The organism is Pseudanabaena sp. Chao 1811 (genome assembly GCF_027942295.1).
GTDB lineage: Bacteria > Cyanobacteriota > Cyanobacteriia > Pseudanabaenales > Pseudanabaenaceae > Pseudanabaena.
This window is the reverse complement of the sequence record NZ_CP101416.1, coordinates 1,629,778-1,653,414: the sequence shown is the minus strand read 5'-3', so window position 1 is coordinate 1,653,414 and position 23,637 is coordinate 1,629,778. Positions and strand designations below refer to the sequence as shown.

The 23,637-nt window shown below is 43.9% G+C and carries 19 protein-coding genes and 2 pseudogenes; 8 read left to right on the top strand and 13 right to left on the bottom strand.

Annotated features, from left to right (window positions below; translation table 11 throughout):
• Positions 1 to 72: 72 nt before the first annotated feature.
• Both psb32 and pyrE read right to left on the bottom strand, forming a co-directional pair.
• Positions 73 to 831 carry a photosystem II repair protein Psb32 gene (psb32, locus tag NMG48_RS07785; protein ID WP_271254704.1) on the bottom strand — a complete coding sequence of 253 codons (759 nt, stop codon included), beginning with the start codon at positions 829 to 831 and terminating at the stop codon, positions 73 to 75.
• A gap of 232 nt (positions 832 to 1,063) precedes the next feature.
• Positions 1,064 to 1,627, bottom strand: coding sequence for an orotate phosphoribosyltransferase (gene pyrE / locus NMG48_RS07780; RefSeq protein WP_271254703.1), 564 nt, complete (start codon positions 1,625 to 1,627; stop codon positions 1,064 to 1,066).
• Positions 1,628 to 2,011: 384 nt separating this feature from the next.
• Between pyrE and NMG48_RS07775 the strand changes: the two genes are divergently transcribed.
• Positions 2,012 to 2,464: a hypothetical protein gene (locus NMG48_RS07775; RefSeq protein ID WP_271254702.1), complete on the top strand. Its 453-nt coding sequence runs from the start codon at positions 2,012 to 2,014 to the stop codon at positions 2,462 to 2,464.
• Between the two features lie 133 nt (positions 2,465 to 2,597).
• Here the strand turns inward: NMG48_RS07775 and NMG48_RS07770 are convergent, their stop codons facing one another.
• On the bottom strand, positions 2,598 to 4,343 hold the full coding sequence (locus NMG48_RS07770; protein ID WP_271254701.1) for a R3H domain-containing nucleic acid-binding protein: 1,746 nt from the start codon (positions 4,341 to 4,343) through the stop codon (positions 2,598 to 2,600).
• 61 nt (positions 4,344 to 4,404) lie between these two features.
• The gene (locus NMG48_RS07765; protein WP_271254700.1) at positions 4,405 to 5,400 is read right to left on the bottom strand and encodes a Light dependent period protein LdpA domain-containing protein; all 996 of its coding nucleotides are present in this window, start codon (positions 5,398 to 5,400) and stop codon (positions 4,405 to 4,407) included.
• 249 nt (positions 5,401 to 5,649) lie between these two features.
• On the opposite strand from NMG48_RS07765, the gene NMG48_RS07760 reads away from it, so the two are divergent.
• From NMG48_RS07760 to purM, 4 genes are all read left to right on the top strand, one after another.
• Entirely contained in the window at positions 5,650 to 6,564 is a 915-nt protein-coding gene (locus tag NMG48_RS07760; RefSeq protein WP_271254699.1) for a prohibitin family protein, read from the top strand.
• Positions 6,565 to 7,549: 985 nt separating this feature from the next.
• Positions 7,550 to 8,134 (top strand): cell division protein SepF, encoded by a 585-nt coding sequence (locus tag NMG48_RS07755; RefSeq protein ID WP_126389442.1) that lies wholly within the window; start codon positions 7,550 to 7,552, stop codon positions 8,132 to 8,134.
• Between the two features lie 117 nt (positions 8,135 to 8,251).
• Positions 8,252 to 9,046, top strand: a complete 795-nt coding sequence (proC, locus tag NMG48_RS07750; RefSeq protein ID WP_271254698.1) for a pyrroline-5-carboxylate reductase — start codon at positions 8,252 to 8,254, stop codon at positions 9,044 to 9,046.
• Between the two features lie 59 nt (positions 9,047 to 9,105).
• Positions 9,106 to 10,137, top strand: coding sequence for a phosphoribosylformylglycinamidine cyclo-ligase (gene purM / locus NMG48_RS07745; protein ID WP_271255258.1), 1,032 nt, complete (start codon positions 9,106 to 9,108; stop codon positions 10,135 to 10,137).
• 58 nt (positions 10,138 to 10,195) lie between these two features.
• Here the strand turns inward: purM and NMG48_RS07740 are convergent, their stop codons facing one another.
• Entirely contained in the window at positions 10,196 to 10,804 is a 609-nt protein-coding gene (locus NMG48_RS07740) for a flavodoxin family protein (protein ID WP_271254697.1), read from the bottom strand.
• A 114-nt stretch (positions 10,805 to 10,918) separates the two neighbouring features.
• On the opposite strand from NMG48_RS07740, the gene NMG48_RS07735 reads away from it, so the two are divergent.
• Positions 10,919 to 11,245, top strand: coding sequence for a winged helix-turn-helix transcriptional regulator (locus NMG48_RS07735; RefSeq protein WP_271254696.1), 327 nt, complete (start codon positions 10,919 to 10,921; stop codon positions 11,243 to 11,245).
• Between the two features lie 152 nt (positions 11,246 to 11,397).
• Positions 11,398 to 11,932 (top strand): annotated as a pseudogene (locus tag NMG48_RS21680) (DUF262 domain-containing protein); the annotation flags it as partial.
• A gap of 165 nt (positions 11,933 to 12,097) precedes the next feature.
• Here the strand turns inward: NMG48_RS21680 and NMG48_RS07720 are convergent.
• The 3 genes and pseudogenes from NMG48_RS07720 to dusB form a co-directional block, all read right to left on the bottom strand.
• On the bottom strand, positions 12,098 to 12,385 hold the full coding sequence (locus tag NMG48_RS07720; protein WP_271254694.1) for a DUF5674 family protein: 288 nt from the start codon (positions 12,383 to 12,385) through the stop codon (positions 12,098 to 12,100).
• Positions 12,386 to 12,583: 198 nt separating this feature from the next.
• Positions 12,584 to 12,751 (bottom strand): annotated as a pseudogene (locus tag NMG48_RS21675) (XRE family transcriptional regulator); the annotation flags it as partial.
• Between the two features lie 286 nt (positions 12,752 to 13,037).
• Complete coding sequence (dusB, locus tag NMG48_RS07715) at positions 13,038 to 14,066, bottom strand: tRNA dihydrouridine synthase DusB (RefSeq protein WP_271254693.1); 1,029 nt, start codon at positions 14,064 to 14,066, stop codon at positions 13,038 to 13,040.
• A 179-nt stretch (positions 14,067 to 14,245) separates the two neighbouring features.
• Between dusB and NMG48_RS07710 the strand changes: the two genes are divergently transcribed.
• Positions 14,246 to 15,151 (top strand): phosphoribulokinase, encoded by a 906-nt coding sequence (locus NMG48_RS07710; RefSeq protein WP_271254692.1) that lies wholly within the window; start codon positions 14,246 to 14,248, stop codon positions 15,149 to 15,151.
• Between the two features lie 27 nt (positions 15,152 to 15,178).
• Here NMG48_RS07710 and hisG read toward each other — a convergent pair whose 3' ends face one another.
• The 5 genes from hisG to NMG48_RS07685 all read right to left on the bottom strand — a co-directional run bounded on the left by hisG (position 15,179) and on the right by NMG48_RS07685 (position 23,475).
• The gene (hisG, locus tag NMG48_RS07705; protein WP_271255256.1) at positions 15,179 to 15,811 is read right to left on the bottom strand and encodes an ATP phosphoribosyltransferase; all 633 of its coding nucleotides are present in this window, start codon (positions 15,809 to 15,811) and stop codon (positions 15,179 to 15,181) included.
• Between the two features lie 88 nt (positions 15,812 to 15,899).
• Complete coding sequence (locus NMG48_RS07700; protein WP_271254691.1) at positions 15,900 to 16,457, bottom strand: Uma2 family endonuclease; 558 nt, start codon at positions 16,455 to 16,457, stop codon at positions 15,900 to 15,902.
• A gap of 66 nt (positions 16,458 to 16,523) precedes the next feature.
• Entirely contained in the window at positions 16,524 to 19,667 is a 3,144-nt protein-coding gene (locus tag NMG48_RS07695) for a CHAT domain-containing protein (RefSeq protein WP_271254690.1), read from the bottom strand.
• 33 nt (positions 19,668 to 19,700) lie between these two features.
• Complete coding sequence (locus tag NMG48_RS07690; protein WP_271254689.1) at positions 19,701 to 22,349, bottom strand: CHAT domain-containing protein; 2,649 nt, start codon at positions 22,347 to 22,349, stop codon at positions 19,701 to 19,703.
• Positions 22,350 to 22,479: 130 nt separating this feature from the next.
• Positions 22,480 to 23,475 (bottom strand): hypothetical protein, encoded by a 996-nt coding sequence (locus tag NMG48_RS07685; protein WP_271254688.1) that lies wholly within the window; start codon positions 23,473 to 23,475, stop codon positions 22,480 to 22,482.
• Between the last annotated feature and the right edge of the window lie 162 nt (positions 23,476 to 23,637).

Sequence of the window (23,637 nt, the reverse complement as noted above, 5' to 3'; positions counted from 1 at the left end):
TCTTTTGGGATTTAAAATTTGCCAGCTTAACCCGAACTGACGTTTTTTTAATGTTTTATGATTTTTAATGATTTATGGTTTACCTTGCAACCAATAGTAGGTTGCCATTGGTAATAGTGTGGCTAATATCAGTAGTAGGATCACAACTACGTTTGATGAACTCGCTTCAGTTTCCTCTTTTGTTGCATAATTGCTGGTCTCCGATTCCTCTACCACCAAAAGCGGTGCACCGGGATCTGGTTTACCCCTTAGCACTGCTTCTAAGCGAGAGATACCCTCATTAACTGCTTGGTTATAGTTGGCTTTACGTGCAGGATAGAGCATTGTCTCATCGGCAATACTAGTAGCAATGCTGTCTGGTAATAACTCCTTTACCTTAGAGCCAGTTTGAATAGCAGTGCGATGGTCTTCTGTAGCAAGCAGTAGTAATACTTGATTAGCTTTATCTGATTCTGTTGGAAACCATTTATCAAATAGTTCGGAGGCAAACTCGGAAGTGGGCTGTCCTAAATCAATGCGCTGGATTGCCACCACATGCACATCAATACCCGTCTGTTCGGCTAGTTTTGCAGCTTTACTCGCGGTTGTACTTTTGGTCAAAGCACTTAATACTTCTGAGTCATCAATCACCCAAGTCTGATCCGCCAGTGTCTTGATTTCGGAAAGGTCGGGAATATCCGATACCTGCAAAGCAAAAGCTGGAACTGCCAACAAATTAAAACTAATTAATAATGCGATCGCCCCACAACTGAGCCTTTGCCATCTGTTTGTTATCTTTGGCAATGCTTGAACGAAGCACCACAACCGATGTAATAGATTTGTAATCACCATTTTTTAAACCTGTAATTAAATCTTTATATTAAATAACCATGGGGTTAGGAACACCCGTCTTGTAAATCTTGTGCGAGAAAAGCTCTATATAGCAATTTATATTTTGCCTCAGACAAAAATATAAATTCCAAAAAATAACTGAGACTTAACTTTTATGAACTAATAGTTTCAAAGTACAGCTAAGCCGTACTTTGAAACTATTAGTTCAGACTAAAGTGCAAAGTACTTGTAATTAACTTATCCCTTTTGCATAGTTTTGAATTTCGCCAATATCGAATACTGCACCAAATTGTAAACCTTCCTTCGCGTAAAGCTCAGCCCCACCCTGTTGGCGATCGACCAGTGTTAATACATGGGTCACGGTATAACCTGCATCACGCAATTTTTCGACCGCAAATAAAGCTGATTGCCCTGTTGTCACCACATCCTCCAGCACTACCACATTGGTATTAGGCGCAAGTTCTGGTCCCTCAATCCATGCCCCTGTACCATGTCCTTTTGGTTGTTTTCGGATGATCAAAGCAGGAATTGGTTTATTTTCGTAAGCAGAGACAACGCTAACTGCACTCACGATCGGATCAGCACCTAATGTCAAACCTGCCACCGCCCCCGTTCCTTCTGGTAACTTGGACAATAAAACCTGACCTGTCCATAATCCCCCAAAGGGATGTAATGTCACCAACTTGCCATTAATGTAATAAGTACTTTTTTGACCAGACGATAAGGTAAAGTCGCCACTTTTATAAGCAAGACGGCAAAACAGGTCTAGTAATTTTTCGCGATTTGAATGTTCCACAACTTTTACTTAGGTACTGAGTTTTCAAGTTTTAATAGCCATAACTCAAAAGAGAGTTGCAGCCTTTTGTGCCACAACTCTCTTTATAGATTTTGTTTTGAGACTTTGCCTGCAAAAGAACCATAGAACAACTCTTAAAAGTCCTACTATGCAAGACTTTTAAGAGTTGTTTTGATTCAGATCTAAATACAAAGCGCTGTAACATAACTGGCTATAGCTGTTTATATGCTTTTTCTAAGTTTAAAGGTTGCCACTCCCTTCGCCACACAAAATTGAATTGGCAGTCTAGCTCCAATCCCACATACCCAAATTTTAGGAAACCAGCCATAAATTGACTGGATCTGCTACATTAGTCAGCGTCCAACTGTGAGGATGTGTATTTATATGAGTACTCGGTTCTCTTGGCTTGCTTCGTCACTAGTTGTAGCATCAACGCTGCTAGCTAGTGGTGCGGCTCTTGCCGATCCCCGACTTACCGATCAGGATGAATATCCTCGGAACTTTCCTGCTACCTACCCTCAGGTACAGAACAAAGTTTTGGATATGACCTCTGATCCTAATTTACCTGATGCCTATTTTCAAACCACATTTAGGGATCAATGGATTGAACGTCAAGCAAATGCTATGCGAGCAGTTCATCGGGAAATGATGGACTTGCAAACTCTTAGTGATGCGACTATTCGCACCCGTGATTTGCCAAGCTCCTATTGCTCGTCGTTACTTGCTGAAGGATTTAATGCTTGTGCTGCTCCTGAAGAGCCAGCCCCTGCCGTTCCTGCTCCTAGAGTAGAAACGCCAGCCGCAGTACCTGCTGCGCCTGTGCCCGCTTTGTGGTAATCGGTTAATTACCCTAATAGAGTTTTTTGTGTTGAGATTATTTTTTAGAGGCAGTGCTTAGCACTGCCTCTAAAGTTTTATGGGCTAAGAGTTGCTGCGTAGCAGCAACTCTCAGCCCATAAGTGAACGGACGTTATGAATTTGGAAAGATTCGTAAACGGCGATTGGGCTCAGAGCCGTAGCTTTCCGATCGCAGTTGATAATGTTCAACAAGTTCATGCTGCATTCGGCGAATTACTGATGAGCGGGGGAGTAGCTCGACGGGCTGACCTTTAGGAATGACGATTTGCTCAACGGCGAGGCGAGTTTCTTCGAGGGCTTCGATTTCGTCTTCAGAGTCGCCATAGGCAAACATATTTAGATCAGTAATCGTGTCGGCAGGGCTTTCATCGATATGCAAGATCCGTCGGAGCGCACGATTGATTTGGGGTAGGGTGCTGGTTTTAATTGCGTGAATCGGGATTTGCCGTGCTTCGGCAACTTGACGTACTTTAGAACTAGTACGAATTTGCGATCGCAAAGCCAACACAATATCCGCCTCATCGAGATCCTTGGTGACTTCGATCGGTAAATTAATCGATTGAATTACCTGCTCAGTTTGATGGCGGCTGACTCCATAGAGATAGACATAGAGTGTGCCAAATCTCTCTTGGATAGCGCTATAAGAGGAAATATCGCTAAATTCCTCTATATCCTCATCGCTGGATTCGCTGATTTCTGCTACTGAAGTCTGACTAATTTTGCTGCTCAAATTTGCAACTTCAGAACGCATCTGTACCTGTGGATCGAGGGGGATGGGTTTGAGCTTGCCTGTTGCCCGCCAACCCTTGACCGCAGGATTACGCATTACTTCAGGATTTTTAGGCTTTTCCTCGGTGGTGGTCACTTCGCCCCCATCACTGACGGAACGAATTTGTCGCCCAGGGTCGCGATCGCGTAGGAGCATATCAATGGTTCCTGCGACATCGCTATGCACTGCCCAACGGTAACGCTCCCACATTTCCACCGCAATATCAAAGGTGGGTTGTGCCTTGCGTTCGAGAATGCTCTTTTGGGGCAAGCCGCGCCGCCGCATTTCTTCATCGCCGAGGGTGACTGACTGAATCCCGCCGATCAAGTCCGAAAGCGTAGGATTTTTGATTAAATTGGCAAGTTGATTACCGTGGGCTGTACCCACTAACTGCACACCCCGTTCGGCGATCGTTCTGGCGGCAAGAGCTTCGAGTTCTGTACCAATTTCATCGATGACAATCACTTCGGGCATATGGTTTTCTACTGCCTCGATCATCACTTGGTGTTGCAGTTCTGGCTGAGAGACTTGCATTCTTCTTGCGCGACCGATCGCAGGGTGGGGGATATCGCCATCGCCCGCGATTTCATTGGATGAGTCGATAATGACGACGCGCTTATTGAGGTCATCGGCAAGGACACGGGCAATTTCGCGCAGAGCCGTAGTTTTGCCCATCCCCGGTTTACCGAGCAATAAAATCGATTTACCTGTTTCCACTAAGTCGCGAATCATGGCGATCGTGCCATAGACTGCCCGACCGACACGGCAGGTTAAGCCGATAATTTCGCCTTTGCGGTTGCGGATAGCGCTGATGCGGTGGAGGGTGCGCTCAATACCTGCACGATTATCGCCGCCAAATTCCCCAACCTGTTTGACACAATGCGCTAAATCTTCTTTGGTAATTGGGTCATCGGTTAAATATTTAGTACTGTCAAAATACCTTGCTTCTGGCAACCTGCCCAAGTCCATCACAATTTCGACAAGTTGTTCTAACCCGCCGCAGAGTTCAAGGCTATTTTTGATGCGTGGTGGCAGAATATCGAGGAGTTGATCGAGGTTGTCTGTAACTTGCTTGCGGATGGAGTCCATTAGGCTTTTTAAAGGTTTTACGGTTAGGTTTTATAACTGAAAGTACTGCGAAGCAGTACTTTCAGTTTTGTTTGATTTGGGAAACTAATTGTTTGGCGATCGCTACGGCTTGCCAGAGTAGACAAGATTTCTCTTCAAGGCGATCGGGAATTTCTACCCCTGAATCTTCGAGAAAATCCATCACGATTTTCCGAGCATAGCTGCCATAGGCGACTCCCGCGACGGGAATATCCGCTTGGCGGAGTTTAGGAACGGTGCTGGCATTGGTTCCCCCTGCGAGTTGCACAAAGCCAAGGGGGAGCTGAAAGTCCAATACTTTTCGCCCCAGTTGTAGGGCTGCCCTCGTTGCCCCATCACCAATATCACCACTCATGGGTCTACCATCGGTTTGCCAGATTAGCGATCGCGGCTGCGGTTGCATTCCTGCGATTAGCGATATGAGATAATCCCGTAAATTTTCGCAATCGGGGAAACTGACCGCCATCAATTGGAGCTTGGGAATGATCGGACTTAGGCGTTGCCAAAATGCAGCAAATTCTTGAGTGCGGTTGGGCTGTGTATGAATTTCGATCGCATCAACTTTTTGGTTAAGTACTTCATCAAAAATATCTTCAGGGACATAAACCTGTTCGCGAGTTTGAATAATCTGCACTGGACATAGCGGCAAACAACGACCGCACCCATAACAAAGATCAGAGATAACCCCATTGTAATCATTCCCAAATTTAATTGCTGTGGTGGGACATACTTTCTCACAAGGTCTTGAGCAGTTCGTTGGGCAAAGTTCAGGATCAAAAACTGCTTTCCGAAAGTGGGGGTCTTCGCCATCATTAAAACTAACCATCACCAAAGGCGATCGCGTCGCGCCTAAATCCATTGCCGCAGCAATTCCCTCTCTAGCTGCGGCAATGGTGGCAGGGTCTGGAGCCATATCAATACAATCAGCTCCCGCCAAGGTATAGATCAGCGCTAAATGTCGTATTGCAGGTAAATGTTGATAACTCGCACCACAAATGAGCTTAAACCACTGGCGCGATCGCAAAGCTTCGATTTCCATAGTTTCAGAACAATTTACCGTCGGTAATTTGCACTCTGAAAGACCTCATAATGCGGGATATTCTCGATTGTAACTGCGATCGTCGCTATTTACAGTCCTAAATCTCGAAAGTGCCGCAAAGCATTACCTTCAAGATTTTATAGCTGTATTCAAAGAGAGTGTTTTGCCACACTTTCACCAAGATTGACTGTAGATATAATTTAGAAAATTAATCAGCGATCAGGGTTTTCCCATCACAGGTATATCTAAATGTCCTTTATCGTTTCGACGATCGCCTCATTAGTATCGATACTTGTATTTTTTAATAGCAAACGTTTAGTTGATCATCGTGTCACCCAACTAGTAATCAAAGCGATCGCAGGGGTAATCGCCTTAGCCACAGGCATAAATGCTTTGAGCCGTGTATTGGTGGTCATACCTGCGGGAAGCGTCGGTGTTGAAGACTTTCAGGGCAAAGTTAGCGATCGTCCTTTAAACGCAGGGATTCATGCAATCAACCCCTTTGCTGATGTGGTGCAATTTTCAACAAGACTGCGCGATCTTAAAGAAGAAATTGCCGCAACTTCTAAGGAAGGACTAGCCATAGGCATTGATGTCAGCATTCAATACCGCATTGATCCTGCTAAAGCCGCAAGTGTTTATCAAAATATTGGCTTAGAAGAGAGGGAAATCCTAATCTCACGCTTTCGGTCAATTTCACGGGAAATCGTCTCTGGTTATACAGCCGAAGCGGTATATGCAACCAAACGTGAGGAAGTTAGCTTGAAGCTTGCTGAAAAACTGCGATCGCAACTTGCCCCCCTTGGCTTCATTGTCGATGAGGCTCTCCTCCGTAATGTCAAAATTCCTGAAACCTTGCAGGTTGCAATTCAGCAAAGACTTAAGGCAGAGCAAGAAACTTTGCAGATGAAATTTATTTTAGAAAAGGAGACGCAGGAAGCAGAACGCAAGCGCATCGAAGCCAAAGGTAGTGCAGATGCTCAAAAAATTCTAGCGGAGGGGTTAACACCTGCAGTCTTGCAATTGCGTCAGATTGAGGCAACCGAAAAACTGGCACAATCTCAAAACTCAAAACTCGTAATTCTAGGAAATAATCAGAACCCACCTTTAATCTTGCCTATTGATCGTGAAGCTAGTAAAGCCTCTACCCCAACACAACCATAGCTCGACGGATACAGCGCAAAGCGCTGAATTGAAACCCAGAGAAATTTTTGAAAGTGCGGAGAAGCCGCACTTTCAAAAATTTCTCTGGATACTTTAAGCCTCAACAGACTGTATCCGTCAGATCTGATTGCCTTCGTCAGGAAAACGAACTTCTGTACCTCTCTTGCTTGAAAATCACTATCAATTATTTTTTACTTGCCAGATATCCCCAAACCTGTTATAAGTTTTAGCGTTCTTCGCTAAATAATAATCCTGCATATTTAATCGTTTATCTGGTAACACTCATGGTAACTATGGTAATTCTCTATAGTAATCAGTTTGAAAACCTTCAAATAAAACATTAAATATCCGCATTTTTTGTAGCCTAGAATACTTAGCAAGCATCGTAAACCAGTAACAGCATCAAGGTCAGCAATTATGTTTAGTTCTAAGCAAAAATAGCTAACCAATTCTATGTTATGTTTTTAATCTTTTGCGACTATTAATACAAATGACTCTCAGAGTATCTCTATTTGAACAAATCTAAATCTTGATATCACATCCTCCAATTATCATCATTTAGACTCACATAGAGACTCTTAATGCGAACAGCTTTGATTGTGCAGATCCCTTATTGGTAAGTAAGTTTGCCAAATTATTAAAAACTTGTTAAGTATTAAAAGGATATCTTCATAGGTAAATACTTTACTGAAGTAGTTAAGTCCTATATACAACAAGGCTTTATGCACGAAAAGTCGTATTTTGTCGTATTTGAAAAATTTAACAAGTTTATCTATCTTTTTTCCCTGTTATCGGTTAAAGTTTGCGGGTAAACATTTTGTCAATACTGTTTTAGACAGTAAAAACAATCCAACATACCTAGACAAAGCAACTCTTTGCTTTAATGAGATTGCTTTATATAGATTGCACTCCTCATCTAGTCTAGAAGTATGATGTTTCGGTTTCCGAGCCAAAACTGAGGAGCAAACACTAGGAGTTAATTACGATGGGAATTTTTACAAAGCTCAAGGATTTTGTTGGTTTGTCTGAAGCTCAAGAGTACGAATATGAGTACGACGAAGCCTCTAGCCGTGAATACCAAGACATTTACCAAGAAGAAAATGGTGCGATCGCTGCCCCAGAACCAGAGGAGCCACAAACTCGCCGCACCCGTGAACGTCCTACAACATTAAGAGCAACTTCTGACGGTATGAGCAATGTAATTGGTATGCCTGGTGCAACAAATGGTTTGTCCCAAGTAATGGTAATGGAGCCTCGCAGCTTTGAAGAAATGCCTCAAGCAATCCAAGCATTACGTGAGCGCAAATCAGTTGTCCTGAACCTCACCATGATGGACCCCGATCAAGCACAGCGTGCTGTTGACTTCGTAGCAGGCGGAACCTATGCCCTCGATGGTCATCAAGAACGTATCGGTGACAGTATTTTCCTATTTGCCCCTTCCTGTGTTCAAGTTACTTCGCAGTCTTCTGTACTCAATGATGCTCCTATGCCTCAGCCTCGTGTACGTCCAACTGCGGCTCCCGCTCCTGCATGGTCTGCTGAAGCCCCTGTGAGTCGTTTCGCACAATAATTAACTTAATTACAACAATCGCCGTTATGATTAAAAACAATCAAACACCAATAAGGTAGATGCGGCGCTTCGCGCCACATCTACCTTATTGGTTTGTAGTTAGTTATTGGTGAATTCTTGAAATTTCAACTTGGTCTGGTCGGTGGCGGCGTGATGGGTGAGGCAATTTTGTCTCGTCTGATTACCAGTAATATTTACTCACCATCCGATATTTGTGTTAGTGATCCGATGTCAGAGCGTCGCGATCTCCTCGCAAAAAAATATGGCGTACAGACTACGCCCAATAATTTAGTTGCTGCTGAAGCAGAGATAATGCTTTTAGCAGTTAAGCCTCAGTCGTTAAATGCGGCGGCGATTGGTCTAGCTGATTCTCCTGCACCTTGTGTTGTGTCAATTTTAGCTGGTGTAACTTTGGCTCAGTTAGAGACGATGTTTCCCTCTAAGTCAATTATCCGAGCAATGCCAAATACACCCGCTCAGGTAGGTGCAGGAGTAACTGCGATCGCGGCAAATGCCTTGGCGACAAGTGAGCATCTAGGGTTAGCCCGAAAGATTTTTGGTGCGGTTGGCACGGTGGTAGAAGTTGCCGAATCGCTAATGAATGCTGTGACTGGACTATCAGGTTCAGGGCCTGCCTATGTAGCAGTAATGATTGAAGCTATGGCGGATGGTGGGGTTGCAGCAGGTTTGCCCAGAGCGATCGCACTACAACTCGCGACCCAAACTGTTTTAGGGACAGCCCAATTAATTGCCGAAACAAAGCTACATCCCGCGCAGTTAAAGGATCAAGTGACGAGTCCTGCGGGTACGACGATTGCAGCGATCGCTCAGTTAGAAAAAGCGGGCTTGCGTTCCGCTATGATAGAAGCCGTACTTGCGGCAACTCGTCGTGCTGATGAGTTAGGCAAATAGTAGTTTTTTAAGCCATTGCGTTGCAATGGCTTGGTCGTGAAATTTGGGAGTTAGAGGTTTTGGATTATCGTCAGGCGGGTGTGGATATTGAAGCAGGACGCACCTTCGTGGAAAAAATTCGGGATTCAGTCGCCAGAACCCATCGTGCAGGTGTATTAGGCGATCTCGGTGGTTTTGGTGGCTGTTTTGAAATTCCTGCTGGTTATCGGCAACCCGTTCTGGTTTCAGGTACGGATGGTGTGGGCACAAAGCTCAAAATTGCTCAAGCTGCCAATAAGCACGACACCATCGGCATCGATCTCGTCGCCATGTGCGTTAACGATGTGCTGACCTCTGGAGCCGAGCCATTATTTTTCCTAGATTATTTAGCCACAGGCAAGCTCGAACCCGATCAACTCGCCGAAGTGGTGAAGGGGATCGCCGATGGTTGCCAGATGGCAGGTTGTGCCTTGTTGGGGGGCGAAACTGCGGAAATGCCCGGATTTTATGGCGTTGGCGAATATGACGCAGCAGGCTTTTGTGTAGCGATCGCTGAAAAGTCGGAAATGCTCAATGGCACACAGGTGAATATCGGTGATGTGGTCATCGGTCTAGCTAGTTCGGGAATCCATAGCAATGGCTATAGCCTTGTCCGTAAGATCATCGAAACTAAAGGTTACAGTTGGGGCGCGAAGTTAGCCATTTCTCCTGAAACCGCCGACTCAACCCTCGCCGAAGTATTTCTCACACCGACCCAGATTTACGTCAAGCCCGTTTTGGCTGCCCTCAAAGCTGATTTAGGCATTCATGGACTTGCTCACATCACAGGTGGCGGCTTACCCGAAAATCTTCCCCGTTGCCTCGGTGAAGGTCAAGCAGTACAGATTACTCGCAATAGCTGGCAAATTCCGCCACTATTCCAATGGCTACAAGCACAAGGGGGAGTTCCAGAAGCCGATATGTTCAATACCTTTAATATGGGGATCGGCATGGCGGTAGTCGTTGATCCCCAAAAAGTAGATCAGGCGATCGCCTATTTTCAAGATCAAGGATTTACCACCAATCGAATCGGTGAAGTCATCGCAGGAGAGCGATCGCTGATCTTTGTATAAAACGCAGTTAGATTGCTAAATTTGGTGCACCTCTTTAGCATTTCTCTTGGGAATTAATTTAAGCAGCGATCGCTACTTTCTCTAGATGCCAACGCTTGGTAGCTTGAGCAATGCGTTGCCCGAAATATTCTGCGGTTAGGCGATCGCCTGAGTCTAGAACTGGATTTCCTCCAGACATATTCATAGGGGTTTGCCCCATAATGCCAAGGAACGAACCTAAGCGATTGACTCCATCGGTTTTACCTTGGTAATGACTAGGCAACTCACCTGCACTTACCCATACCATGCCATGCTGTGCTGCATAGATCGATAGATACATCAGAGTTCCCTGCTTATCGCCACTGAGCGAACTAGAGTGGGTAAATCCCGCAGCGATTTTATCTTTCCATTGTTGGGTAAACCAAGCAGAACTTGCTGCATCTAGAAATGCTTTGAATTGAGCAGCAACTCCGCCCATGTAGGTTGGGGAACCAAAGATGATCGCATCGGCACGATCAAGTTTTGTCATAATCTCGTCGTTTTGCCAACGTCCATTGGTGATTTGCTCTCCAGTAATGCGGAGCAAGTCCACTTGATTACCAACTTTGCGAACTCCCTCAGCGATCGCTTCGGCGGTTAAGTGAGTGTGACCAGAACCAGAAAAATAAACAATGGCGATCGTTGTCATAGCAACCTCTGTGAGTTGTTTATGTGGGTTATGATTTAGATACTAAAAGTAACTACCTACGAAAGTAAAGTAGGTACTCTTTCGTAACTAATAGGCACTTTCGGGTAACTAGTCATGGTGCAGCGATCGCGAGAACTTAATCCTTGTCCCGTGAGTATTTTGACGAACTTATTGTCAGGTCCTTGGACTATGTATATTTTGTGGGTGCTCTCAAATTCGGGACCAACAAGGTTTGGAGCCTTGAAACGTAAAATCGCAGGCATCTCCACAAAGATGCTAACCGAACGCCTGCGGATGTTAGAACAGGAAGAGATTTTATATCGTCACTACGAACCCACGGTTCCACCCCAAGTAACCTATGGATTAACAGAAAAGGCAAAGGAACTTATTACTATTTTGGAGCAATTAGATGATTTAGCTCAGCGTTGGTATGGTCAGTAATTGCTCCCCAAACAGCGAGGCGATTGTTACTCAAGCCCAAGGCTTGAGTAACAATCGCCTCGCTGAGCTTCGTATAAAATGAAAATAAACTGTTAAATTTAGCGCATTCCTAAAGACGCTGACAAGAACTGAAGCGATCAAGGATTGATATTATGTCTCCAATGAACTTTAATACATCCAATCAAACCTTGCGTCAGTTATTAGGTAACGGCTTACTTTATCGTGTGCCCCCATTTCAGCGCGATTACTCTTGGACAGACGAAGAATGGGATGACCTGTGGCAAGACATTCTCGGACTATTTGCCGAAGATGGCGAGACAGCACATTACATGGGCTATCTAGTGCCGCAATCCTCTAAATAATAAGCAATTTGACATCATCGATGGGCAACAGCGCTTAACTACAATTAGCATTCTTATTCTCGCAGCTCTCGATCATTTGCAAAAATTGGTTAACCTAGCGATCGAGCCTGAAAAAAATCAAAGACGTAAAGAAAACCTCCAAAATAGTTACATCGGTTATGTTGATCCTGTATCACTCGTACCGCGTTCCAAACTAGAACTAAACCGTCATAACAATCGTTTTTATCAGACCTATCTAGTACCGCTTGTCGCCATGCCTGTGCGTGGATTGAATGCTTCAGAGCATCAACTTCGGAAAGCATTCAATTGGTTTCGCGACAAAGTTGCTGCCCATAGTCAACAAAGCGGTGAAAAAACTGTTGTGGAACATTTGGCACACACCAATCAATTGCTAAATGGAGAATCTGCATAGCGAGAGTTGAAGCGATATTGCCTACCTGCTGCTGCCAATTTAGAAGTTTAAATCTTTCATACAGACTTTGGCGTTCCATTACATCACCTCCAGAAGATAACGAACTATTTTTTCAATTCTCACTTTGAGTTGTAAATTCCTGACTTCCATCGTCATATTTTGTTGACGAGGACGGATGTTAATAATTGACTCAACCCTAACCTCTTTCGTTTGAGGATACAAATCCGCAATCCAGATATTTTCTTGCTGAATACCAGCATCTAGCAATAACTGCTCACAATCAAAATGAAGTTCACCACCATCCAGAATTTCTCTAGTCACATCGACTGCAAGTTTAATTTTCAGACCAAAGAATGGTTCTGCCATTTCTCTGATTCTTTGAAGTAGTAGGCTCTCGAACGATAATCATAAAAATATCTTTGTCTTTGGCTAAATTGATTGAATATTGCTTAGCCATTAGAATTATAGCAAAAGCTTTAAAAGTAGAAGATGTAGTTAAATAATCGTCTGAATATGGCGATCGCTAATTTATACCACTACTTCCAACAATCAGAATAAAGCCCCTTATCTAATCATAACCTGAGTACGTGCTTGAGAACGAGATTTAGGCTTATCTTTTACCACAATCTCCACATCACGACCTAAAGAATTTAAAAACCTAAACAACCTCACAGCCGAGAATCCTGATAACTTGCAATTGATCAAAACCGACATCTTAGGTTGAGCGATTCCTATTACTGAGGATGTGGATTTCTCCCAATAAGGGAGCGAAATTCTATTTGTCGGTACTCATCGAAATTCATAACCGTGGAGTCACAGATATAGCTATAGCCAAGTAAGTTAAGACATAAAAACCAGAAGAGAGTTGCGGCGCAAAGCGCCGCAACTCTCTTCTGGTTTTTGTTTTTGTCCTAACATAACTGGCTACGGCTATATTTTGATGGCAAGTGTCGATGACTTTACTGGTTTTCCTAATGCGATTGAAACTGTATTTCCCAAGACTCGGGCGCAATGTTATCTATACAAGTGGTTTCACCTCTACCTGCAACTCATCGATCGCACCATCTAGACAATCCATCCCATCTTGCAAAGACTCGATCCGACAGAGGCGATCTCGTAACACTGCCGCCCCCGCAAATCCCCTCGCATACCAAGTCATATGCTTGCGTGATTGCCTAATTCCGCGAATGCCTTTGTAGTCCCAGAGTCCTTGCAAATGCTCCTTGGCAACTTGCAAACATTCAATTGGCGAAGGGTCAGGCAAACGTTCGCCTGTTTTTAAAAAATGATCAACTTGCCCCACTAAAAAGGGATAGCCCAAGGTTCCCCGCGAACACATCACCCCATCGGCTCCCGTTTGCTCTAAACAGGCGATCGCATTTTCCACCGAGAAAATATCACCATTGGCAATTACAGGAATCGTCAGCACCTCTTTAACCTTGCGAATCCATTCCCACTTGGCATTACCCGTATAGCCCTGCGATCGCGTTCTAGCATGGACAGTGATCATCTTTGCTCCTGCATCCTCCATGCGCTTAGCAAAGTCAAGAATCGTAATTTCATTGTCATCCCATCCGATGCGTGTTTTCACTGTCACAGGAATATCAACTGCCTCGACCACCGATCGCACAATTTGCGCCGCTAGTTCAGGCTGACGTAATAACGATGAGCCACCACCCTTTTTGGTAATTTTATTCACAGGACAGCCCATATTAATGTCTACGGTGTCAGCTCCCTCTAATACGGCTTTTTGGGCGGCTTCAGCAAGAAAGTCAGGACGACAATCAAATAACTGGATGCTAATCGGGGTTTCATGGCGATCGATCTCCATAAGCTTCGGCAAAGCCTTCATATGATGCAGATCTGTAGCGCTGATCATCTCGGTGTAGAGCATTGAGTCTGGGGCATAGCGCCGCACCAATCGCCGAAATACCAAATCCGTCACTCCTGACAATGGCGATTGTAGCACCCGACTTTTGAGGGTGACATTGCCAATAGTTAAAGGTTCAGCGAATTTTTGCTGTAATTTAGATGTAGCCGAAATCATGTTCGCAAATTTTGCTTTCTTTGGCGCTATATACAAAGGTATAGTAATTCTAAATGGTTTAAGAGATTTGCACCTTTGGCTGACGTGCCTCTGGTAATCTCCACAATCTCTAAATAATTTCGTCTCACCTTAACCCACAAGGGTAATAAGGTTTATATATAAATTTAAGGAGAAAAAATTTGTCTAAAAAACATCCAGTTATTGCGGTAACAGGTTCATCGGGTGCTGGTACTAGCACCGTTAAGCGAGCTTTTGAACATATTTTTCGTTTAGAAAATATTCAAGCGGCAGTTATTGAAGGTGATAGCTACCACAAATACAACCGCTTAGAAATGCGCGAAGCCATGAAACAAGCTGCGGCAGAAGGTCGTAGTCTTAGCCACTTTGGATTGAATGCCAATTTGCTAGATAAGCTCGAAGCTTTGTTTCAGGAATATGGTCAAACTGGTGGTGGTCAAAGACGTTACTATCTGCACAGCCCTGAAGAAGCCGAGTATCACAATGGTCGCTTAGGTACGAGCAATCAACCTGGTGAATTTACCCCGTGGGAAAGCATCGAAGCTAATACCGATGTGCTGTTTTACGAAGGTTTGCATGGTGGTGTAGTCGCCGAAGATATTAACCTTGCTCAGTATGTTGATTTGTTAGTGGGTGTTGTTCCCATTGTGAACTTAGAATGGATTCAAAAAATCCATCGTGATAATGCTGAACGTGGCTATAGTGCTGAAGCGATCGTCGATACAATTTTGCGTCGTATGCCCGACTATGTAAATTACATTGCGCCTCAGTTCTCCAATACTCACATCAACTTCCAGCGCGTTCCTACCGTTGATACTTCCAATCCTTTCATCTGTCGCGACATTCCCACCCTTGATGAAAGCTTTGTAATTATCCACACCAATCGCTGCTTCCGCGAGAAGTTCCAAATCGACTTCCGTTATTTGCTAGATATGATCCATGATTCCTTCATGTCTCGTCATACCACCTTGGTTGTCCCCGGTGGCAAGATGGGCATGGCAATGGAATTGATTCTCCAGCCATTAATTGACTCTCTTGTAGTTGAATCGAAGAAACTCAAAGCATAAAGAAAGGGGCGCTTAGCGCCCCTTTCTTTATGCTTTAACCTGCATCTTTTCCATTAACTCGCTAAAGCGATCGCTATATAAGCGATAACTCAGGGGATGGGCAATCAGTCTCGCGGTACTGTGATACAACACTTCAATTTCAATCAGTCCGTTATCCTTTAAAGTCTTACCCGTAGAAACTAAATCAACGATCGCCTCAGCCATACCTGTGATTGGCCCCAGCTCAACGGAGCCATAGAGGGGAATAATCTCAACGGGTAAATCGATGCTGTCAAAGTATTCACGGGCGCAACCGACATATTTTGAGGCAATGCGACTATGGGGTGGCAAATCTAGGGGTGATCGATAGCGACTCTCTCCTGAAACAGCGATCGACATCCGACAGCCACCGAATCCTAAGTCTAATAATTTGGCTACTTTGGGCGTTTTTTCACGCAAGACATCTTCGCCAACGATGCCTGCTTGGGCTTGTCCATATTCTACATATACAGGTACATCCTGCGCTCTGACCAGCAAGGCTCTAGCGGTTCCTGTGGGATCTAAAATTTGCAGTTGACGATTTGTAGGATCAAGAAACCCACTAAAGTCGAGTCCTACGCCTTGGAGTAAGCGGATTGAGTCTTTTAAGAGTGAGCCTTTGGGCAGTGCGAAGGTGAACATGGAATGGTTGGTTACAGCGTTGGTCATAGTCCATTTTATAGCTATAGAGTTGCTGTAACTATATTTTGGATTTATAGCTGCTTGTGTCTTAAAAACTGAGCCAATCAAAAATCTGGCTAACCGTCAAAGTTAAGTCAATTCCCCTAAGTACGGGTACAGACTGAGAGCCTTCTAAAATTTGGACGCGACGTTCAGGCAACACTAACAAAATATTTTCATCTTCAGGATCGAGCAGCCAACCTAACTCTGTGCCATTGTCTACACAATGCAACAAATTAGCTATCACTTTATTTTGTCTCTGATCGGGAGAAAGTATCTCGATCGCCCAATCAGGATATATTTCAAAACGGTTTACCACTCGTCCTGAGGGTTTACGGGGAATTCTCTCCCAACGAAATACGGAAATATCAGGAACAATCGATGCTCCCCCAAAAGTACAGCGTAATTCCGAGAAAGCATAGGCAATCTTTGGGGTTTCAACAACTTGGTTAATATTTGTACATAACTTAACTTGTAAGCGGCTGTGTTCTCCTTGAGGCATGACTTTTTGAGTAATTTGTCCGTTGATAAATTCTGAGGCGGGTTTGGTCTCAGGTAGTTCTAGAAATGCTTCTAGGCTATGGGGTTTTGCTGCTGCGATGACCATATATTTTTCCCTTTACCTTTGTTAAGTTATCTGAGGCGCGAAGCGCCTGTCATAACACTTTCTATTTTATAGCCCATTACCGATCGCAAAGAATGCTGACCAATAATTTGGATGATTGTACTTAGGTGATTTGATCAGAGCAACTTGCGCTCTATTCAATGCTTCAGTGGGTGTGACATCGCCTTTTTTGAGTTCACTATAAAATGTTTCCATTAAGGCTTGAGTGCCTTCATCATTGACAGACCAGAGAGAAGCGATCGCATTTTTTGCTCCAGCCTTTTGGACTTGATAACCAAAGCCTAGGATTTCCACCCCATCACCGAGCGTACCAACACCAGTCTGACAAGCACTCAACACAATCAAATCGATATTTGGAATCTGCCAATCAGTGATTTCATTAAGACGGATTTTGTCGCCATTGCCAAAAATGATGAAAGAGTTATCAGGTGTACCCGTATTAAACTCAGCATGGGTAGCAAGATGGAGAATATTATGATTTTTGAATTTAGACTCGATCGCTTGGCGGCTAAATTGATCCTCGATTAAAGTAACTGAGTTATTAAAGGAATTTGCGATCGCTTGCACTTCTTTAAGTGTGGCAGGCAAGCCAATTTGTCCAAATTTCTTCTCGTCAGCTTTACCGCCAAATGCTCCTGCGAGGATGTTGGGTTGAATGTTTAGCTTTGGGGCAAAGTCAAAGAGGCTGTAAGCGATGAGATTATTAATGCGGCATTTCTCTGCTAGCCATTGTTTGCCGTCATAGAGAGCCGCAAGGGGAATATAGCGCAAGATACCATCGGGGGCATAAAGAATTGTGGTAGTTTTCGCTAGAACTAGTTCAGATTCGATGGGTTTAATCAGTAAGTTGTAAAGTTTTGCCGCAGGTTCTTTGACATCTTCAGAGCCAGCATCAAGTAGTCCAGTTCTAAAATCAGTCACTAGAGGTTCTAGTTCTGTTTGCGATATTTTGACAGTGCGGCTAATGGGGAAAGTATTAGGAGAGAAAAGAATGATTTCGAGGCGATCGCTTAAAATCAAAGGATAAAGCAATACTGTCCCTTGGGGAATTTGGTTGAGGTAGGTGGGGACTTGGTTGATCTCTGATTGCGGCAGTTGCTGAATCTGATTAGCAAGTTGGCGATTGAGATGAGGTATTTGCTCAAAGCTAATCGCGAATTGCTGATCGCGAAACGCTCTCTCTGGCTCTAAAAGTCTTACTTCTTGTAATGTGCGATCGCTGCCTTTAATATTTTTTAAATAGTCTTCAAGTTCTTGGATTTTGAGAAGATCGAGAACTTGTAGGGCTTCCATAATGCGACCTTGTTTGAGTAAGAGATCGGCAAGATCGCGATAGGAATTTTCGACCGTAGATAGGTAAGATTTCTGTTCGTCTTGGCTTAATCCACGAATATCTTTGCGAATAGACTCTCGGACATTGATCGATTGTTTGTAAAAGAAAATAGCTAATTCAGGTTGTTGTTTAATCGCCAGTAATTTACCCAAATTGCTAAGTACCGTGCCTTCACCGTCGCGATCGCCGATTTCCCTAGCGATGGTTACAGCTTGCTGATATGCCTCCAACGCTTGCTGATGCTGTCCACGATTGACATAAGCTATACCCAGATTGCGGAGTGCTGTACCTTCGCTATCGCGATTTTTAATTTCTCTGGCGATCGCTAAAGCTTGTTGATAAATTTCAATCGCCTGCTCATTCTGACCTAAATTGCGATAGGTATTCGCCAAATTGACCAGTACTCGACCTTTATTAGCATTGTCTTTGATTTTCTGCATTATCGTCAAAGCTTGCTGATGCATGACAATTGCCTTGTCAAATTGTTGGGAACTGTCATAGGCATTACCGAGATTGCTGAGTACTGCTCCTTCACGGGCTATATCTTTGATTTCGCGGGCAATTACTAGTTCTTGCTGATATAGGGCAATTGCTTTGTCAAATTGACCTAATCTTTCGTAAGCTAGCCCCCAATTACTGAGTACGATACCTTCCGCCATCCGAGCTTGGATTTCTGGCAGAATCACATAATATCGTGGCGCAAAAAAACGAATTGCGATTTCATCCTGTCCCAAGCTATCGTAAAGTCGATCCCTAGCTATATTACTAAGCAATCCTTCGCTATCTCGATGATCAATGCTGCGGGCGATCGCTAAAGACTGCTGATAAAGCGCGATCGCTTGTTCATATTTTCCTAACTTCAGATAAGCGTTACCGAGTTTAACCAATATTCCTGCTTGAGCAATCCGATCTGTCAGTTTGCTAGACAGATCTAAGCCTTGTCGATAGAACTTAATTGCCTGTGTGTATTGTCCCAAGTTGCGATAGCCATCACCTAGACTGATTGTGGCTCCAGCTTGACTAGTAGGATCTGGAGACATTCTTGAACTGGCTAACACCTGCTGAAAAATTGTGATTGCTAGCTCATATTTTCCTGCCTTCAGATAAACGTTACCTAAATTATCTAACAAGTTACGTTCTTGTTCCTGATCTTTCAGATCCCGCGCAATTACCAAGGCTTGCTGATACATCTTAATGGAACGTTCATAGTCTCTAGAAAATTGATAAGCTTGGGCGAGATTATAGACTACTCTTACTTGTTCCGTCAGAAGCTTTCTCTGCCGCACGATCGCTAATTCTTGCTCATAAACTGAGATTATTTTTGGATATTGTCCTAAATCAGCATAAATAAGCACAAGTTCACCGATAACTTCTCTCAAGTAGGCGTGAGGGAGATCGCTGATTTTTGCCCTGATGGCTAAAGCTTGTTCATAAAATATCGTTGCTTTCTCGAATTGATTTAGAATTGAGTGAGCATATCCTATGCGAAAAAGTGTTGTACTCTCATCAAGGGGATCTATGACCTTAAGCTCTCTCAAGATTACCAAGGACTGCTCATAGAACTTGATCGCTTTTGGGTAATCTTCAAGTGCGTCATAAGCCTTCCCTAGACTATTCAATGAGTTACCTTCACCCTTGCGGTCTTTAATCTCGCGATAAATTTGTAAAGATTGCTCCCAAGCTTGTAATGCTTCCTGATATTTATTAGCTTGATATTGCTGATTTCCTTTTTGGTAAAGCCGTTCGGCTTCTGCTTTACGATCTTGGATAGATTGCGATCGCGCAGCATCGGATACGACTAGTTGCACTTGCCCACAACATAAGACGGTCAAAAGTGCGATCGCCAAACTTCCACGCATACCTCACCTCGTAGTAACTACAATTCTTTATCTCTACAGTCCATTGCCGATCGCAAAAAATGCTGACCAGTATATAGGGTGATTAAACTCTGATGAACGAATTAAGGAAATTTGTGCCTTATTTAGAGCTTCCGTCGTAGAGACATTACCCTTTTGAAATTCTTGATAAAAAGACTTCATCAGTACCTGTGTTGCCACATCATCGACAGACCAGAGAGAAGCGATCGCGGTTTTTGCGCCTGCTTTCTGCACTTGATAACCAAAGCCTAATATCTCTACGCCACTTCCCAACTTGCCCTCTCCAGTTTGACAAGCGCTGAGTACAATCAATTCCACATGGGGAATCTGCCAAGCCGCGATTTCACTTAAACCAATTTTGTCACCATTGCCAAAAATGATAAAGGAGTTGTCTGGCACACCTTGGTTAAACTCGGCATGGGTCGCAAAGTGCAGCACATTATAGTCCTTAAATTTAGCTTCCGTAGCTTGGCGGCTAAACTCGTCTTCGATGAGGGCAACGGAATTTTGGAAGGTATTGGCGATCGCCTGTACTTCTTTAATCGTTGCAGGTAAGGCTTGCTGTCCAAACTTCTTCTCACTTGCCTTACCGCCAAAGGCTCCTGCAAGGATATTCGGCATGATTTTGGACTTGGATGAAAAGTCGGAGAGGCTATAGGCAATCAGATTGCTAATTTGATACCTTTGCGCCATCCATTTTTGACCATCATAGAGAGCCGCAAGCGGGATATAGCGCAGAGTTCCATCGGGCGCATAGAGAATGGTCTGAGCTTTCACCTGTGTGAGTTCAGCTTCGATGGGTTTAATCAAGATTTTATAAAGAGCGATCGCAGGTTCTTTATAGTCTTCTGAAGAACTGTCTCTCAGTCCTGCCCTAAATTCGCTAACTAGAGATTCAAGCTGTTCTTTTGAGACTTGGACAGTGCGGCTAATGGGTAGCGAATTTGGTGAGAAGAGAATAATCTCAAGGCGATCGCTTAAAATTAGGGGATAAACAAGGACTGTTCCCTGTGGGATTTGTTGCAAATAGTCAGGAACTTTATTGATTTCTGATTTAGGAAGTTTCTGGATCTGATTGGCAAGTTGGCTATTGATTTCCTTGCTATTGTCAAAGCTCACTGATGATAGCTTATCGCTAATCGCCTTCTCTGGTGCTAATAGTCTCACTCCCTGCGCCGAGCGATCGCTACCTTTAACATTTTTGAGATAGTCTTCAAGTTCTTGCACCTTGAGCAAATCGAGAATTTGGAGCGCTTCCATCACGCGACCCTGCTTCAGCAATAAATCCGCAAGGCGGCGATAGGAACCTTCAATATTACTTAAATAGGAATTCTGTAAATCGCGATCTAATTTACGAATATCTTGGCGGATGGATTCACTGACATTGACTGACTGCTTATAGAAAACAATCGCTAAATCAGGTTGATCTAATTTTTGGAAAGTCAAACCAAGATTACTAAGAGCAATTCTCTCGCCATCACGATTTTTAATACTACGCGCAATTTCTAATCCTGATCGATGATTGGTAATCGCTTGGTTATAGTCTCCCAGATGATAGTAAGCACTTCCTAAGGAGCTTAATGTCTTTCCTGCTCCACGGATATCTTTAACTTCACGGGCAATTTTTAAACTGGAATTGTAGTATTTAATCGCGTCATCATATTTCCCTTGAGCTTCATAAGCGTTGCCTAAATATCCTAAGGACTTTCCTTCCCCTCGCCGATCTTTAATTTCCTGAGCAGCTTTTAAGCTGGATAGGTGATATTTAATTGCCTCTGGATAGTCCCCTAGATCGTAATACACATTACCCAAGTACCCCAGAGACTTGGCTTTGCCTAGTCGATCATTAATCTTGGTCGCGATCGCTAAGCTCTGCTGGTAATATTCGACGGATTTGGGATAGTCGCCAAGGGAACGATAAACTAGTCCGAGGAAACCGAGAGCCTGTCCTTCGCCGCGTACTTCCTTGAGTTCGCGAGTAATGGCTAAACGCTTTTCTTGATATTCAATGGCTTTCGCAAATTTGCCCTGAGCGCGGTAGGCATTGCCAAGATTGCCCATTGCATTGCCTTCGCCTTGTCGATCCTTGATTTCGCGGGCAATCACTAAACGCTGTTCGTGGTAATCGATCGCTTTCGGATAGTTGCCCTGAGCATAGTAATTCATGCCCAAATTGCCCAAGGCTGAGCCTTCCGCACGGCGATCGGCAATTTCACGGGCAATGGCTAAACCCTGTTCATGGTATGCGATCGCTTGAGCATAGTTACCACGAGAGCGATAGACCACACCTAGATTGATTAGCGATTCTGCTTCGCTGCGACGCTCTCCAAGCTCTTTCGCAATTTCTAAACTCTTTGTATGCGATGCGATCGCCTCATCATATTTACCAAGCGACTCGTAAGCCTTTCCCAGATTATCTAGCGACTTTCCTTCTCCCTGACGATCCTTAATTGCTCGATAGACTGCCAAGGCTTGTTGCCATACCTGTAAGGCTGACTCAAACTGACCAGCTTGATATTTTTGACGACCTAAATTAAGCAATTGATCTGCATTTACTTTGCGGTCTTCTGGTGCTGCTTGAGCCATTGTTGCCTCGCTGATCACACCCTGCACAGGTAAGCTAACTAGCAATACTGCAATGGCGATACCCAAACCTTGATTCATAGCCTTAAACCTGATTAGTAAAATGCTTTTTCGCAGTCTCAATAAACGATACCCGAATTTTTTTCGATCTTCAATGCCATCTATAGCGTTTGGTTAGTTTCCCTGCCTTTGGCGGGGAAATTAACTTCTGTTATTGCCAACGTGTCACCCGCAATTTCGACTCTTGACCTGTGGTGCGCCAATCGCGATAGTCGCCATAGGTTGTAACCGTCAGCTTTGAGCCATCACTTTGATTCGCAAAATTCATTAGACAATATCCATCGCCACTACATGCCTCGACTTCAGGGAGTTGATCGCAGACTTCCGCTTTGCCACCAACGTTGATTTTGCAATCTGGCGTAACTACAGGTTGCCAACCATTCTTCAGTAAAATATTCCGTAAATCGCCATAGGGCATTTGTTGCGTTAGTTGGGATGCGATCGCCGCTTTGCTACTTGTCGGAGCATTATCATTTGGCGATCGATTAGTTGATTGCAATTTTTGGGTGAGATTCCAGCAACCATTGCGATGTTCAAAAATATAAGCATTGGGTTCTCCATAGGTTCGCACTAGCCGTTCCTTTTCATGCGCTCCTGCGTATTGCGCCTTGATGTAATCCACGCGAAAGGTTTTATCATTCACTCGCTGAATGTCTAACTTCAAACGTGTATAGGGAGCATTGTCAACTTGAGACGGAACTAGCTGTACCCAAGTGTAATCTCTGAGAGAAATACTAAATTCATCATTCTTCCTACTCATCATCTCCAAAAGCTTACTAGGATCTTGATAATCTCTAACTTGCACATAGGGCGATGTAAAGGTATAGCGAATCTCATTACCCTGATCATCTTTGCCACGCACAAACTGCTCAAAGAAACTCTTGTATTCCTCTTTTGCACAGGAGGCAGGTAGAGGTGCATTGCTCTGTTGCTCAAATTCAGCATTTTGCTGTGTAGTATTGATCTTTTGGGCAGAACTTCCATTAATTGGATTCTGAGCAGAATTAGGCGCAACTTGAGCTTTACTCCCAGATCCTGTGATCGATTCCTGCAATATTGGGGTATTGTCTAGAGCCTTGGTGGAAGTTGTGCTACAGGCTTGAACTAAAGCTACTAAACTTGCCGCGATGATCTTTGGGTAGTTCATACAAATTTCTGTTTAGCACCAGATGCTTTTACGTTCAAAATAGTCTGAAAAATTGCAATTTTGTTCCGTATTCAGTAGTAACCCAAAAACTAGAAGTTTGTTCCGCCCGCTACGCGGGCGGAACAAACTTCTAGTTTTTGGGTTTAATTAAGTTGAGCTACT

Bases quoted from the DNA above. Each gene is read 5' to 3' on its own strand.
- psb32 (WP_271254704.1), bottom strand. From the start codon at position 831: ATGGTGATTACAAATCTATTACATCGGTTGTGGTGCTTCGTTCAAGCA.
- NMG48_RS07775 (WP_271254702.1), top strand. From the start codon at position 2,012: ATGAGTACTCGGTTCTCTTGGCTTGCTTCGTCACTAGTTGTAGCATCA.
- NMG48_RS07770 (WP_271254701.1), bottom strand. From the start codon at position 4,343: ATGGACTCCATCCGCAAGCAAGTTACAGACAACCTCGATCAACTCCTC.
- NMG48_RS07765 (WP_271254700.1), bottom strand. From the start codon at position 5,400: ATGGAAATCGAAGCTTTGCGATCGCGCCAGTGGTTTAAGCTCATTTGT.
- NMG48_RS07760 (WP_271254699.1), top strand. From the start codon at position 5,650: ATGTCCTTTATCGTTTCGACGATCGCCTCATTAGTATCGATACTTGTA.
- NMG48_RS07755 (WP_126389442.1), top strand. From the start codon at position 7,550: ATGGGAATTTTTACAAAGCTCAAGGATTTTGTTGGTTTGTCTGAAGCT.
- NMG48_RS07740 (WP_271254697.1), bottom strand. From the start codon at position 10,804: ATGACAACGATCGCCATTGTTTATTTTTCTGGTTCTGGTCACACTCAC.
- NMG48_RS07735 (WP_271254696.1), top strand. From the start codon at position 10,919: ATGGTGCAGCGATCGCGAGAACTTAATCCTTGTCCCGTGAGTATTTTG.
- NMG48_RS07720 (WP_271254694.1), bottom strand. From the start codon at position 12,385: ATGGCAGAACCATTCTTTGGTCTGAAAATTAAACTTGCAGTCGATGTG.
- dusB (WP_271254693.1), bottom strand. From the start codon at position 14,066: ATGATTTCGGCTACATCTAAATTACAGCAAAAATTCGCTGAACCTTTA.
- hisG (WP_271255256.1), bottom strand. From the start codon at position 15,811: ATGTTCACCTTCGCACTGCCCAAAGGCTCACTCTTAAAAGACTCAATC.
- NMG48_RS07700 (WP_271254691.1), bottom strand. From the start codon at position 16,457: ATGGTCATCGCAGCAGCAAAACCCCATAGCCTAGAAGCATTTCTAGAA.
- NMG48_RS07695 (WP_271254690.1), bottom strand. From the start codon at position 19,667: ATGCGTGGAAGTTTGGCGATCGCACTTTTGACCGTCTTATGTTGTGGG.
- NMG48_RS07690 (WP_271254689.1), bottom strand. From the start codon at position 22,349: ATGAATCAAGGTTTGGGTATCGCCATTGCAGTATTGCTAGTTAGCTTA.
- NMG48_RS07685 (WP_271254688.1), bottom strand. From the start codon at position 23,475: ATGAACTACCCAAAGATCATCGCGGCAAGTTTAGTAGCTTTAGTTCAA.